Source organism: Paraburkholderia sp. BL6669N2, from assembly GCF_003387275.1.
GTDB lineage: Bacteria > Pseudomonadota > Gammaproteobacteria > Burkholderiales > Burkholderiaceae > Paraburkholderia.
Genome location: NZ_QUNA01000002.1, coordinates 505,985 through 520,040, shown reverse-complemented (window position 1 = coordinate 520,040; position 14,056 = coordinate 505,985). Strand labels below are relative to the sequence as shown.

Here is a 14,056-nt window from a genome sequence, read left to right as displayed (position 1 = left end):
TGAAGGACCATTCCTGCGGGGAGGTGTCAGGAATTTTGTGTGCTGAGGTCGGTTAAAAAATCTCAGCTCATGGCGGCGGTGAATCGCTCGCCGAACAGAATGGCGAACTGATTGACAGCTTGCCGCCAGGTGATAGGCGGCATCTTCCAATCCTTTTCGATGTTGCGCAAGGCCAGATACAGCAGTTTGCTGGCGGCTTCGTCGCTGGGGAAGTGGCCGCGATTCTTGACGATTTTGCGCAACTGCATGTGCATGCTCTCGATGGCGTTGGTCGTATAAACGATTCGACGCACCTCGGGGGGATAGGCGAAGAAGGGAATCACCTGTTCCCATTGGCGTTGCCACATGGCCGCGACGGTAGGGAATTTGCGGCCCCATTCGCTTTGCGCAAAGGCGTCGAGCGCCACTGCCGCCGCCTCGGCCGAGGCGGCCTGATAGACCGGCTTGAGCGCAGCCGCCAACGGCTTGCGGTCCTTCCAGCTCGCCAGATTCAGCGAATTGCGGATCAGATGCACGATGCAGGTCTGAATCTGGGCGGCCGGATAGACCGCTTCGATCGCCTCCGGGAAGCCGCGCAAACCGTCAACCACCGCGATCAGGATGTCGTGCAGGCCACGGTTCTTCAGTTCGTTGAAGACCTTCAGCCAGAACTTGGCTCCCTCGGTTTGCTCGATCCACAAACCCAGCACTTCCTTGCGGCCGTCGGCGCGAATGCCCAGCGCGAGATACACCGCCTTGTTCCTGACCGTGCCTTCGTCGCGGATCTTCAGCCGAAGTGCGTCGAAATACACGATCGGATACATCGCCTCAAGCGGGCGTTGCTGCCACTGTTCGACCTCGGCCAGCACTTCATCGGTGACAGTCGAAATCAGATCGGGAGACACCTGCAGGCCATACAGTTCCAGCAAATGGCCCTGGATCTCGCGCACGCTCATGCCGCGCGCGTACATGCTGATGACGTGATCGTCGAAGCCCGGCAGCCGGCGTTGATACTTGCCGACCAGTTGCGGCTCGAACGTTGCCTGCCGGTCACGCGGGATATCCAGATTCAGTTCGCCGTTGGGCGTGATGACCGTCTTGTGGCTCGTGCCGTTGCGGTGGTTGCCGGCCTTGCCTTGCTCAACCTCGTTCTCCAGGTGATGCGTGAGCTCCGCCGCCAGCATGCGCTCAGCCAGTTGCTTCTTCAGTTGCCCGGCCAGGCCCGATTCGCCGAGAACCGACTCCGCATCCTTGTTTTGAATCTGCGCCAGCAGTTGATCGATCAGTTCATCGGGAAACAGCTTCGGCGCCTTCGGGTTCTTGATCTTCTTAGTCACAGTTGCTTCGGTCATAGGACGTTGTTTCCGTTATCGTCTCATGACCTCGGCACACTAAAATTCTGACAGGCTCTCCTGCGGCGGCTATCTCGCGGTTGCTTCGCCGACACAAGCCGGCATCGGACTTCCTCTACTGGAGCATGCGTCCACGAGGGACTCCTAGTATTAAGACGGGCGGATTGTATTGGGGCTGCACACAGAACCGCAAGTAAAAATTCTCTAAATATGTTGCACTCCGAATCTTCACGCAGCATCAGTGACCGACGATTCTGCTTCACATTCGCATTGCGATAGTGTCCTTTCAAACTTCTTCAATCCCTGTCATTTTGAAAGACTTCACACGGTACGGACCAACCATCGGTCGCCGTCTGTCGAACTCACGACGAATATTGGCTCTGCTTAGCGAATCATGTTGACTTCGGATTACGGGAGTGCCTAAAATTCGCCCGTCTTCACAAATGGGGCGAATGCCTTGGACACCTGCAGTAGTCGACCTTCGAAAAGTTTCGCTGCCTGACCGGCAGGACGTCCGCGCTCTCTTCTCCCAGCCGCCGTCCTGCCAGCAGGCAGACGGTGCGCGCCGCAGTCCTTTTCTCAGTGCACCTTGATTGGCGCAATGTAGACGCCGCGCTTGTGTGCGTTCGCGTGGCAGCGATGCGAGCATCAACTCGCGGTCGCGTCCGTTCGCGCCTTTCCGGTTCATCGGCGCGAACAGACGCGTGGATAGACACGCCCGTAACCGACGTGCATTGCATATGCCATATGCGCCGTATACGCCAATAAAGGAGCCCGCCATGCCGGACAGTGACAGTTACCCCATACCCCACTCACCCTTACCTTTACCTGGGGAAAGCGAGTAGACGCCTGTCGCCGCACGTATGGCACGCCCGGCCTCCCTGTCTGCTGGCTTTCCGCAAAACGCGTTAAGCCAAACGCTCGGAGAAATACCATGAACTTCGGCCTCCTCGTCTCACAACTGCCGCACGTTAACGAAGCACGGGTTCACTACGACGCCATGCTCGCGCTGCACGAGCGCAAACGACACACGTTCGCCGCCTTCTGGCAGCGCCTCAAGAATCTCGTTTCGTAATTTACCGCCCGACTTTCCGCCATACGCCAGCGACGTCGTGACGTCTCGACGCACGTCCTCGCGTATGCCGGAGATGCGCATTTTCCTTTTGACCCTGCCTCGATTTCACGTACAGCAGAAATTTTGTTAATTTCCTGTTTGTACGGAGGGTTGAATGTCAGAGAAGCTAGTGCCAAAACGGCAATACACGGACGAGTTCAAGGTCGAGGCCATTAGGCTGGCGGAATCAGTGGGACAGCATGAAGCCGCCCCTAGGCTTGGCGTGCCTGGTCCACCTTGGGCAACTGGAGCCGACGTAGCCGCAGTTCCAAGGACATTGGCGAAGACGACGGCCGCGAAGTGAAGAACACACGATCGACCCGCCCGGTCAACGAATTGGAGGCGGAGAACAGCCGACTCCGAAAAGAGCTCGCTAGTGCAAAACTTGATATCGAGATACTTCGAAAAGCGACGGCGTACTTCGTGAAGGGGTCGCGGGAAGTACACATGGATCGACGAGCACCGCGACCAGCACAGTGTTACTCGGCTATGTCACATCCTGAGGGTGTCGCGCAGCGGATATTGTCAGTGGCGTAACCGTGAGCCGAGTCAGCGGGCGCAAGCCAACGCCGCGCTCGATCGGGAGGTGGCGGCGCTTCATCGTGCCAGTCACGGCAGCTACGGCCGTCCTCGTATCGTGCGGCAATTGAAAACTCAAGGCCAGCCGGCGAGCGCCGAACGCGAACGCCGTAGCCTGCCACGCCTAGGACTGCGTCCGGTCTATAAACGCCCGTATCGGGTGACGACGGATTCGACGCATTGCTTACCGGTGGCACCCAATCTGCTTGATCGTCGCTTCGACGGCTGGCAGCCCGATCAGGCTTGGGTCGGCGACATCACGTTCATTAGAACCGGCGAAGGCTGGTTATGCTTGGCTGCCATCCTGGACCTTTCAAGCCGGCGCATCGTAGGCTGGTCGATGTCCGAGCGCATCAACCCGGGACTTGTCTGCCAAGCATTGCGCAGCGCGTGCTGGCAGCGCAAGCCGGCGCCGGGCCTGCTGCTACATTCCGATCGCGGAAGTCAAGGCGGATTCAACCGGTCGTCCCATAAACACCTCCTCGATTAAAGGTGTTGCGACGACCGGTTGAATCCGCCCAATATGGAAGCCGGGCGTACCGGAAACTGGTCGGCGATTTCAAGTTGAACGTTTCGATGAGCCGCCGCGCTAACGCGTGGAATAACGCGCCGATGGAAAGCTTCTTCAACACCCCTAAGGTTGAAAGAATCTATCAGGTTCGCTACGAAACGCGCGCTCAGGCCCGTCTGGATATCGTCGACTGGATCGAGGGCTATTACAATCGACAACGCCTGCACACCTCTATCGACTTATCCACTCCAGTCGACTATGAGGCCAAGTTGATCGCTGCAAGACTTGCTGTCCGTGGAAACGAGGCATGATCACCCGAGACCTTCACGAAAGAGGTATTCGATCCGTTGCTGAACTCGTTCGTGATGAAGGCGATGACGGCAGCAGTTATGTCAAAGTGGTCAGAAACAAGACGGGAACCTCATTCGAGGAATTGCGGAATCTCGCGAACCATTGGTTGTCCCTCGACTTCCTCGACAATCGGTCGGGAAAAGCACTATCGCCCCATCAAGCCGCGTATCTTCTTCGAGCAACTGCTGCTCGATGAGAGCGGCAACGTTCCCCCGACTATAAGCTGCAGTGCTTTGGTGCCAAATCAGGCCGGCTGGTCATCTACATTCTCGTCATCTCGGACAGATTCGGTGCTGATAGATACCAGCGAACGTAGAGGATGATCACGTCACCGTCAAAGCGACGGCCCAAACCACTCCTTCAGGTTCTGGCGCTTGCTCATTGGTGGCCCTCTTATCGGTCAGCCCGTAACGATGACCGAAATGATCGCCTTATTTGCACCGGATCTGTCTCAACTGGGTGCATACGTGTCGTAGTGCTACACGAGCAATCAAGCATCGTCATTTCCGCGCCGGTGCCAAAGTGACATTTTTTGACACACCTTTCCAACAGATTTGAGGTCGCGATCTCTGTACATTCTCTTCTCGTCGCGCGATACACCTCGTGCCCTCTCTGTGGTCGTGCAAAATGGTTATGCAGCAGCCGTGCCACCGGCAGTCGTACCGGTTGTGACGGTTGCGCCAGCGCCCCGACCTCCCATGGCGGTCGTCGTCATGCCACGTCGTCCGGTGATTGTAGTTAGGGGGCCGCGTCGCGTCTGGATGCCTGGTCACTGAGTAGGGGGCTGGGTGGCCAGTCAATGGTCGTGAAATGTCTGCGCTGAACCCGTCTCGTGCGACACATCACCCCTGTCCATCAAAGCAGCAAAGCAATGTTGCACATCACTTCGGCGCCAGGGCTGCTCGCCGCGAATGAAGCTGGAAGACTCCGTTGAGCCTCTGAAGGCCTGCGTGCGCTTGATGTTCGATATAACTTTTAAACCCGTACCCTAACGGGTGGTCCGCGTTACTGGTCTATGCTGTGCCCGGTCCGGTTCTTTGACTTTCGATTAAGACGACCGGTCACTTCGTTGCAGCCAAAAAGGAAGCTCGTGCAGAACTTCACCTTCAACAATCCGACCAGGATCATTTTCGGCCAAGGCCAGATTGACGCGCTTGACGCTGAAGTGCCGCGTGACGGCGATCGCCGCCACGCGCGGGTTCTTCGAGCGGATGACGGTCCCAACGCGACTGCGGGACTACGACATAGGCGGCGACTCAATCGAGACGCTGATCGCGAAACTGCAGGAGCACGGCATGACCGCATTGGGGGAACACGGTGACGTCACGCCCGAACTCAGCCGCCAAGTGTATGAACTTGCGGTTTAGGCGAGCAAACAGGAGTCATCCAATGAAGTTCACCGGCTTGCTTGTGCTCGCGTGCGCTGCGTTCGTCAGTGTTTCCGGCATTGCGCTTGCCGACGACGGCCCGCTTGCACCCCGGCAGGTCCCCGCGAAGACCCTGCCAGTGCCGACCGATGTCAGCCCTGAATTGCAAAAGCTCATCGCGGCGCCAATGAACCCCTCCTGGAATGTCCTATGGACTACGGGCGAGCAATGGAGGGCCGCTGCCAACGCGCAGGCTGCCAAGGCCATGCAAACGCTTCCGGCCATGCGTGAACGCCTCGGCGTTACAGTGCAGCCCTCGACGATGAACGGCGTGAGAGTGTACGTCGTGACGCCCGCCGTCATTCCGCCCGAACACCGCGACAAGGTGCTCATTCACATTCATGGCGGCTGCTACGAACTGTACCCTGGCGAGTCGGGTACGAGCGAGGCCGTCATCATGGCGGGCCTTGGGCATTACAAAGTGATTTCGGTTGACTACCGGATGCCGCCCGAAGGTTACTTTCCCGCAGCGCTCGACGACGTCGAGACGGTGTACAAGGCGGTACTACGGACGAACGATCCGAACGACGTGGGCGTTCTCGGGACCTCGGCCGGCGGTGCTCTGGTACTCGAACTGATGCTGCGCGCGAAGCAGGAAGGGCTGCGAATGCCTGGTGCGATAGCGCCCGGTACGCCCATGTCGGACCTCACGAAGACTGGGGATTCGTTCTACACGAACGAAAAGGTGGACAACGTCCTGGTTTCGCGCGATGGATTCTGCGATGCCGCGGCGGTTGTCTATGCGCACGGTCATGATCTGAAGGACCCGCTGCTGTCACCTGTCTACGGAGATATGCATGGCTTTCCGATGGCGATCCTGACCACCGGGACACGGGACCTGCTGCTGAGCAACACGGTCCGTGTACACCGGAAGCTTCGGGAAGCGGGTGTCGATGCGCAACTCGAGGTGTTCGACGGCATGTCGCACGCTCAATACCAATTCGATGACCGTGTGCCGGAGACCAAGGAGGCGTTCGGAGAAATCACCGCGTTTTTCGACAGGCATCTCGGCCATTGATGCGGCTTCTTTACAATTGTGTTTCCAACCCCCGTCTCGGAGTAGAGAAAAAATGCAGCAATACACCATTGGAACGTCGAACCTTCGAATCGCACCCCTCGTCTTTGGCGGCAACGTCTTCGGCTGGACGGCCGATGAGCCAACGTCGTTTTCCATCCTCGACGCCTTCGTCGACCTTGGCTTGAACTTCGTTGATACCGCCGACAGCTACTCGCACTGGGCCGAGGGCAATCAGGGCGGCGAGTCCGAAACCATCATCGGCAAGTGGTTCAGGCAAAGCGGCAAGCGGGACAAGATCGTGCTCGCGAGCAAGGTCGGCATGTGGAAGAAGCGGCCGGGGCTGTCAGCGGCCAACATCGAGGCAGCCGCCAACGAGTCGCTGCGCCGGTTGCAGACCGACTACATCGACGTCTATTTCTCCCACATCGACGACGACAAGACGCCGTTCGAAGAGACGCTCGGCGCATATCAGAGGCTGATCGAGGCGGGCAAAGTGCGCGTGATCGGAGCGTCGAACTTCAGCGGCGAGCGGCTCGAGGCAGCACTGAAGGTATCAAAGGAATCGGGGTTGCCGGCGTATCAGGTTCTTCAGCCGGAGTACAACCTTTACGATCGTAACGGCTACGAAACCGATCTCGAGCCGGTCGTGCAGACCCACGAATTGGCGGTGGTTACTTTCTTCAGCCTGGCGAGCGGTTTCCTGAGCGGAAAATACCGTTCGAAGGCCGACGCGGCGAAGGGTGCGCGCAGCGCGCTCGTGGACAAGTATTTCAACGACCGCGGGTTGCGGATCGTCGATGCTCTTGTTGAAGTCGCGAAGCGCAACGACACGACACCTGCAACGGTGGCGCTCGCCTGGATCATCGCGCGGCCGAGCGTGACGGCGCCGATTGCCAGTGCGACGTCGGTGGAGCAACTGGAAGGGTTGGCTGCAGCAACTCACTTGCAGCTTTCTTCCGAAGACATGAAGCTGCTCGACGAAGCCAGCGCACCGGCGCAATAACCGGGTAGTGTCCGATGGCTGGGGGCTCGCGCGAACTGACTGGATAACAGGCACTTTATGCGAGATCCCAGGCCAGCTATCCCGGCATTCGCAGTTGAGTTCCGGCGAGTTTGTGGAAAGACAGAAAGCTGGCCGTCAACAGCGTGCTACCGATATACCGACGGCGAGTGGAAAGTGCCAGTCCGCATAAGGCATAGCCTGCGGCGGAATCCAGACCGAAAGCGCGGGCGGGACATGCACGCGACTCAGACGCGAGGTCGCAACTCCGACTAGCAGAAGCACGCCCTCGGCGCTCGCGGGACAGGTGCATATGTTTCTGCCCGCTGTCAGCCAGATGGCCGAACGACTGTTGCACCCCGAAAGCTGCCGTAGAGGGGATGCCGGCTTCTATGTCCGGAATGGGTCCAGCCTGTGTGAAAACGCATTGATCGCCTAAACTGAATCAACGCGCTGAGACCGGGTGACTCATGAAGCGATTCGTTGAAGGCGATGACCGCAGGCAGGTCGCACTACTTCCCGAATGTGTCGATGACTACGTCGGGCAGGACAATCCGGTGAGAGTAATCGATGCCTTCGTCGACGAACTTGATCTCGCAGAGCTCGGTTTCAACGGTACTACACCGGCGCTCACCGGCCGGCCGTCTTACCATCCTGGCGTGATGCTGAAGATATACATCTACGGCTATCTGAACCGGATACCGTCGAGCCGGAGACTCGAGCGCGAATGCCGACGCAATGTTGAACTGATGTGGCTGACAGGACGGCTCGCTCCGGACTTCAAGACGATCGCGGACTTCCGCCGTGACAGCGGCGTGGCGATCCGCAACGTATGCCGGCGTTTCGTCGAACTGTGTCGCGGGCTCAAGCTGCTATCCAGTGACATGGTGGCTATCGACGGCAGCAAGTTCAAGGCATCAAACACCCGCGACAGGAACTACACGGCAAGCAAGATCGACAAGCGTCAGAGGCAGATCGAGGAAAGCGTGCAGCGATATCTCGATCTGATTGAAAGTGCAGACCGCACCAGTCCTACCGGGTTCGATGTAAAGACGGTCAGGCTCTACGAGAAGATTGCCGTGCTGCGCCAGCAGATGCGTGAGCTCAAGCAGATCGGCAAGCGACTGGAAGAGCAGCCGGACAAGCAGTTGTCGCTGACGGATCCGGACGCACGCTCGATGGCAACGAGTGGAAGAGGCTCTGGCATAGTGGGCTACAACGTCCAGGCAGCAGTTGATACGAAACATCATCTGATCGTTGAACACGAAGTAACGAATGTCGGCAACGATCATGGACAACTCAGCAAAATGGCGGTATCCGCGAAGCGCGCGATGGGCAGATGGAAGCTGAAGGTTGTTGCGGACCGCGGTTACTTCAGCGGGCCGGAGATAAGGGCATGCGATCTGAATGGCATCAGCGCGTATGTTCCCAAACCGCTCACATCGGCATCCCGGAAAAAAGGTCTGTTTACGAAGGCCGACTTTATCTACGTAGCGAAAAGCGACACGTATCGATGCCCTGCTGGCGAGCGGGCGATCCATCGATTCACGACTGTCGAGCATGACCTGAATCTGCGAGTCTACTGGCCCAGCGCGTGCCCACGTTGCCACCTCAAGGAACGATGTTCACCGTCTGACTATCGTCGAATTCGGCGATGGGAGCACGAGAATGCGCTTGAAGTGATGCAGCGTCGGCTCGACCGCAAACCTGACGCCATGACCATCCGCAGAAGTACCGTTGAGCACGTCTTCGGCACGCTCAAGCACTGGATGGGCCCCGCACACTTCCTGACCAGGACGCTCAGGCGGGTGAGTACGGAGATGAGCCTTCAGGTGTTGGCTTACAACCTCAAACGGGTCATGAACATACTCGGCGTTCAGGGAACATTGAAGGCTATGAAGATGGTCGAAAGCTAAAGCCCTGAGGGGCTTTGTTGCGCACGCGACTGTCGATCGGTGCAAGCTGTCCGGGCCGAACGAGATTGACCTGATCGGCAATCGCTCGCATAGCCGCGAAAAACCAGTTTCCACACAAGCTGGGTCGAGAGTACGCATTCGGCACTCGCCAGACCTGTCATTCGCGTCCGCCCACCCGCGAATGTCGGGAAAGCGGCAGGTACCAGCCTGACAGATGCCGATGCTCGAATGACGGCTTCGGCCGAAGGGACTAAACCGCTCGCGCGGTATGGGGCACTGTCCGGCCTCTGGCGGCGAATGAAAGGTCTGTGGCGCCAGTGCTTATGTTGGTGACTGAGGCAATCCGCCTCGTCCTCCAGCAGGAGCCCCATCATGACCTCTTCCGATCCGGGCGTCAGCCCGCTACGCCGGCGCATGGTTGATGACATGCGCATGCGCAAGTTCGCGCCCAAGACCCAGTCCGGGTATCTGCGCGCCGTACGCCAGTTTGCCAGGTTTCTCGAGCGTTCACCCGATACTGCGACTGTCGAGGACCTCCGGAATTACCAGCTATATCTGGTTGATCACGGTACCTCGCCGGTCTCGCTCAACGCCGCAATCAGCGCGCTGAAGTTCTTCTTCGACGTGACGCTCGGCCAGCCTGAACTGATGGCCCGGATGCATCCGGTTCGTGTGCCGCGCAAGCTCCCGGTCGTACTCAGCCCCGACGAGGTGCGGCGGCTGATCGCAGCCGCCGGCAACCTGAAGCACCAGACCGCGCTGTCGGTCGCCTATGGCGCCGGATTGCGCGCGAGCGAGGTGGTGGCGCTGAAGGTCAGCGACGTTGACAGCCAGCGCATGACCCTGCGCATCGAGCAGGGCAAGGGCCGTAAGGACCGCTACGCGATGCTCTCGCCGGTCCTGCTCGAACGCCTGCGGCTCTGGTGGCGCGTCGCCCGTGCCCAGGGCAGCATGCTCGACGGCGGGTGGCTGTTTCCCGGGATGGATCCCGTCGACCCGCTCAGCACGCGACAGCTGAATCGCGCCGTTCACGCCGCCGCCGAAGCCGCGCAGATCGACAGGCGGGTCACCCCGCACACCCTGCGCCACAGTTTCGCGACGCATCTGCTCGAACAGAAGGTCGACATCCGCGTGATCCAGGTACTGCTGGGCCACAAGCAGATTGAGACCACTGCGCTTTACGTGCAGGTGGCCACCGACCTGCTGCGCGAAGTCATCAGTCCACTGGAGCGTCTGCCCTCCGAGTAACGCGACGCAGTACCAATGCTGGAGGTCGCGGACATCTTCCGCGCCCACGGACCGGTATGGCGACGCACGGTGTCGCTGAGCCTGGGGCAGCTGAAGGTGATGTCGGCCATCGAACAGTGCCGCACTGCGGCGCTGGGGGGACACGTGTTGCGCTGTTCCGGCTGCGCGCGCACCGAGATCGCGTACAACTCCTGCCTTATGGGAAGTTCTGTCTAACGGGGAGTTGCAGATCAGGTTCGGCGCGAAACCTACCGGGCGTATCTGGTTTTGTATCTGGCCGGTCGCCATTTAACACCCCATAAAATCGCGGTCCTCCTTTGCTATGGTGGTTGGGCCTTCCCAGGCAACCCTCATAGGAGGATGTGATGCTGGACACCTACCTGGTAGCACCCAAAACCTTGAAACGCCTGCGCTCGGGACCCAGCGGAGTCTTCATTGACGACTTTGCTGACGCGCTTGAACGAGACGGATATTCCGCGGCCAGTGCCATACGTTACCTGCGAGCTGCCGACCATCTTGGTCGCTTCATGCTGGCACACGGCGGTACCCTGGCCGATACTGGTCCACAAACCCCGGAAACCTTCTTTCGTCATCTGCCAACTTGCACTTGCCCGGAAGTAAAAGGTGGCAGGACCGGCCACCACGTCTATTTCGGCGCCAAACGCTTTCGCGAATACCTGATCGAGATCGGCGTCTGCCCGGACGACAAGCCTTCGATTGCAGAGATTCGGGAACCGGCAATCGTAGGTGGTTTCCGGCGATGGTTGCAAAAGCACCGGGGTGCGAAGGATCCAACCATTCGGCTCTACTGTCGTGATGCCGCAGTGATGCTGAAAGTGCTTGGCGATGACGCCAGCCAGTGGGATCCGAAGCAGATACGTACGTTCCTGCTGAACAGTGCCTGCAGTTGTGGTGCTGGTACCGCTGAAAAGCGGGTCACTAGCGCGCGAGCCTTCTTACGCTACCTCGGGGTTCACGATCTGTGTCGGCCGGGTCTCGATCAGGCGGTTCCGTCGCTGGCGCATTGGCGCCTGGCGTCACTGCCAAGGTGTCTGAGCGCTGACGAAGTTGACCGCCTGATCGCCGCATGCGATGACGATTCACGCAGGCGTCTTCGCGATCGTGCGATCGTCCTCCTGCTTGTGCGACTTGGGGTTCGCGCAGGTGACCTGGCGAACCTTCGCTTGAGCGGTATGGAGTGGGACTCCGGGACGCTACGTGTCTTGGGAAAGGGGCGCTATGAAGTTCGCCTTCCGCTGCCGCAGGATGCTGGCGAGGCACTTCTGCGGTATCTCGAATCGCGACCTCGGGTTGCCGGCAGCGACCATGTCTTTGTTAGAAACATCGCACCCGTCAAGCCGCATATCTCAAGCGACGGCATATCTTCGATAGTGAAGCGCGCACTAAAACGGGCCGGGGTGAGTTCGCCCGCCAAAGGTGCACATCTGCTGCGCCACACGGCGGCGACTGAGATGTTGCGCCACGGGCTTCCCCTCGACCAGGTTGGCCTGATCCTGAGGCATCGCGGCATTGATACCACGGCGTATTACGCCAAGGTCGACGTAGCGCTGCTCAGCCAAATCGCTCGGCCATGGCCGGAGGTGGCGAAATGATGCCGGCCGTGGAGTCCTATCTTGCCGCGCGGCGTGCCGCCGGATTCAAACTGCTGAACGCAGACTACCTGTTGCGCAGTTTCGCGTGCTTTGCTGTCAAACGCGGTGAAATGCACGTTTGCACGCAGACAGCAATCGACTGGGCCGGCGAGGCTGCGTCGGTGGCCCAGCGTGACGCAAGGCTAAAGACCGTGTGTCGGTTCGCCCGGTACATGCGTATGGAGGATCAAAACCATGAACTACCACCCGCCCGCCACTTTGGTTACCGAAAGACGCGTCGCGTTCCGTTCATCTACACCTGCGCTGACATTGAGCGCTTGATAAACACAGCCTTGCAATCGGGCCCTCGGGGCACGTTGCAACCACAAACGTATGCGACATTAATTGCCCTGCTGCTAGCCACGGGCATGCGGATCTCGGAGGCCCTGAACCTGCGCCTTGCCGACATGACTTCCGAAGGACTGCTGATTCGAAAGAGCAAATTCCAGAAGACCCGTCTAGTTCCACTGCACGAGACAGCGGTGGCGGGTTTGCAGAGGTATTTAGCACTGCGGCGACGAGCCTGCCCGGGTGACGACCATGTGTTCGTTGATGACGACGGTCACGCGCTCAGATACACGGTTACTTACTGGATGTTCCAGAAGCTGCTGAAGTTTGCCGGCATCGGCACCACCCACAACGGCCACCGTCCCCGCTTGCATGAGCTCAGACACACGTTCGCCGTCAGGGCACTGGAGGCAAGCCCGGAAGGCCGAGACCGGGTCGGGCGGCACATGTTGGCCCTTGCGACCTACATGGGACACGTCAACATCAACGCCACCTATTGGTATCTCGAGGCCACGCCCGCGCTCCTGCGCGACATTGCTGTCGCCGCAGAGGGGTTTCTCACCGGAGAACAGAAATGATGCCGATCGCGCCGCACATTGTTGCATTCCTTCGTCAAAACCTTGCCCATGAGAGAGGCGCCAGCCAACACACCTGCGACTCCTATGCTTGCACCTTCCAGCTTCTGTTCGAGTTCGCCGCCAGGCGACTCAAGGTGACGCCCTCGTCGCTAGCACTGGAGCAGCTCGATGCGAGGCTGATCAGCGACTTCCTGGAATATCTCGAAGATGCGCGCCACAATTCGCCTGAGACGCGTAATGTCCGGCTGGCTGCAATCAGGTCATTCTTCCACTTCCTTGAGTATCGCGAGCCCGCGATTCTTGAGCAAGCGCGACGAATCCTGGGCATTCCCTATAAGAAAACCGATTCCCGTCTGGTGCCATATCTGCTCGAGGATGAGGTTCGGGCTCTGCTCGATGCGCCAGATCCGTCAACGCGCGAGGGTATTCGGGACCGGGCGATGCTGCATCTGGCCATCTGCGGCGGCCTGCGTGTATCGGAGCTGACGGGATTGCATACCGCCGATGTTGTCCTCCCGTCGTTGAGCATCCGTGTTCACGGCAAGGGCCGGCGGGAGCGCGCCTTGCCCCTGTGGAAAACGACCGCTAACGCGTTGCGTGCCTGGATGGTGATACGGGGAAGTGTCGCAGTACCGGAATTGTTCGTTAATGCACGGGGCGAAGCGATGAGCCGTTGGGGTTTCGCGTATGTCCTTAAATGCCACACTGCGACGGCTAGTCATAAGTGCCCCTCGCTGTCGAAGAAGCAGGTATCACCGCACGTCTTGAGGCACACCTGTGCAATGATAGTACTGCGAAGCACTCAGGACATCCGAAAGGTTTCCCTGTGGCTCGGGCACAGCGATCTGGCGACCACTGAAATCTACACTCGCGCTGATCCAACTGAGAAGCTCGAAGCCCTCAACGCGATCGTCCCACCGCATTTGCGCAGGGGTTCGTTCCGGCCGTCCGATAAGGTAATCGCCATGCTCAGGGCCAAGCTTTAATGGAGAGCTGAACGGGCGCGGAGTTCACTCCGTGCTCGCTCAGGGGGTGCCTTCTCC

The 14,056-nt window shown here is 59.1% G+C and carries 10 protein-coding genes and 3 pseudogenes; 12 read left to right on the top strand and 1 reads right to left on the bottom strand.

Annotation, left to right across the window (positions count from 1 at the left end; all coding sequences use genetic code 11):
- Positions 1-62 precede the first annotated feature (62 nt).
- Positions 63-1,331 (bottom strand): IS256 family transposase, encoded by a 1,269-nt coding sequence (locus B0G80_RS24900; RefSeq protein ID WP_408968216.1) that lies wholly within the window; start codon positions 1,329-1,331, stop codon positions 63-65.
- Between the two features lie 934 nt (positions 1,332-2,265).
- Between B0G80_RS24900 and B0G80_RS46045 the strand changes: the two genes are divergently transcribed.
- The 12 genes and pseudogenes from B0G80_RS46045 (at position 2,266) to B0G80_RS24845 (ending at position 13,999) form a co-directional block, all read left to right on the top strand.
- Positions 2,266-2,406, top strand: coding sequence for a hypothetical protein (locus tag B0G80_RS46045; RefSeq protein ID WP_164853881.1), 141 nt, complete (start codon positions 2,266-2,268; stop codon positions 2,404-2,406).
- 154 nt (positions 2,407-2,560) lie between these two features.
- Positions 2,561-3,846 (top strand): annotated as a pseudogene (locus tag B0G80_RS24895) (IS3 family transposase).
- Positions 3,847-4,184 (top strand): annotated as a pseudogene (locus tag B0G80_RS24890) (ATP-grasp fold amidoligase family protein); the annotation flags it as partial.
- A gap of 874 nt (positions 4,185-5,058) precedes the next feature.
- Entirely contained in the window at positions 5,059-5,253 is a 195-nt protein-coding gene (locus B0G80_RS24885) for a hypothetical protein (protein WP_258879020.1), read from the top strand.
- A 22-nt stretch (positions 5,254-5,275) separates the two neighbouring features.
- Positions 5,276-6,331: an alpha/beta hydrolase gene (locus B0G80_RS24880; RefSeq protein ID WP_116120445.1), complete on the top strand. Its 1,056-nt coding sequence runs from the start codon at positions 5,276-5,278 to the stop codon at positions 6,329-6,331.
- 52 nt (positions 6,332-6,383) lie between these two features.
- Positions 6,384-7,334: an aldo/keto reductase gene (locus B0G80_RS24875; protein ID WP_116120443.1), complete on the top strand. Its 951-nt coding sequence runs from the start codon at positions 6,384-6,386 to the stop codon at positions 7,332-7,334.
- Between the two features lie 467 nt (positions 7,335-7,801).
- Entirely contained in the window at positions 7,802-9,247 is a 1,446-nt protein-coding gene (locus B0G80_RS24870) for an IS1182 family transposase (RefSeq protein WP_116120441.1), read from the top strand.
- Positions 9,248-9,619: 372 nt separating this feature from the next.
- Entirely contained in the window at positions 9,620-10,495 is an 876-nt protein-coding gene (locus B0G80_RS24865) for a site-specific integrase (RefSeq protein ID WP_116120439.1), read from the top strand.
- Between the two features lie 15 nt (positions 10,496-10,510).
- Positions 10,511-10,690, top strand: a pseudogene (locus B0G80_RS24860) (transposase zinc-binding domain-containing protein); the annotation flags it as partial.
- 170 nt (positions 10,691-10,860) lie between these two features.
- On the top strand, positions 10,861-12,108 hold the full coding sequence (locus tag B0G80_RS24855) for a tyrosine-type recombinase/integrase (RefSeq protein ID WP_220377483.1): 1,248 nt from the start codon (positions 10,861-10,863) through the stop codon (positions 12,106-12,108).
- Complete coding sequence (locus B0G80_RS24850; RefSeq protein WP_116120079.1) at positions 12,105-13,013, top strand: tyrosine-type recombinase/integrase; 909 nt, start codon at positions 12,105-12,107, stop codon at positions 13,011-13,013. Before B0G80_RS24855 ends, B0G80_RS24850 begins: the two co-directional genes overlap by 4 nt.
- Entirely contained in the window at positions 13,010-13,999 is a 990-nt protein-coding gene (locus B0G80_RS24845; RefSeq protein WP_116120080.1) for a tyrosine-type recombinase/integrase, read from the top strand. Before B0G80_RS24850 ends, B0G80_RS24845 begins: the two co-directional genes overlap by 4 nt.
- Positions 14,000-14,056 lie beyond the last annotated feature (57 nt).

Coding starts and splice junctions, on each gene's coding strand:
- B0G80_RS24900 (WP_408968216.1), bottom strand. CDS start 1,331: ATGACCGAAGCAACTGTGACTAAGAAGATCAAGAACCCGAAGGCGCCG.
- B0G80_RS46045 (WP_164853881.1), top strand. CDS start 2,266: ATGAACTTCGGCCTCCTCGTCTCACAACTGCCGCACGTTAACGAAGCA.
- B0G80_RS24880 (WP_116120445.1), top strand. CDS start 5,276: ATGAAGTTCACCGGCTTGCTTGTGCTCGCGTGCGCTGCGTTCGTCAGT.
- B0G80_RS24875 (WP_116120443.1), top strand. CDS start 6,384: ATGCAGCAATACACCATTGGAACGTCGAACCTTCGAATCGCACCCCTC.
- B0G80_RS24870 (WP_116120441.1), top strand. CDS start 7,802: ATGAAGCGATTCGTTGAAGGCGATGACCGCAGGCAGGTCGCACTACTT.
- B0G80_RS24865 (WP_116120439.1), top strand. CDS start 9,620: ATGACCTCTTCCGATCCGGGCGTCAGCCCGCTACGCCGGCGCATGGTT.
- B0G80_RS24855 (WP_220377483.1), top strand. CDS start 10,861: ATGCTGGACACCTACCTGGTAGCACCCAAAACCTTGAAACGCCTGCGC.
- B0G80_RS24850 (WP_116120079.1), top strand. CDS start 12,105: ATGATGCCGGCCGTGGAGTCCTATCTTGCCGCGCGGCGTGCCGCCGGA.
- B0G80_RS24845 (WP_116120080.1), top strand. CDS start 13,010: ATGATGCCGATCGCGCCGCACATTGTTGCATTCCTTCGTCAAAACCTT.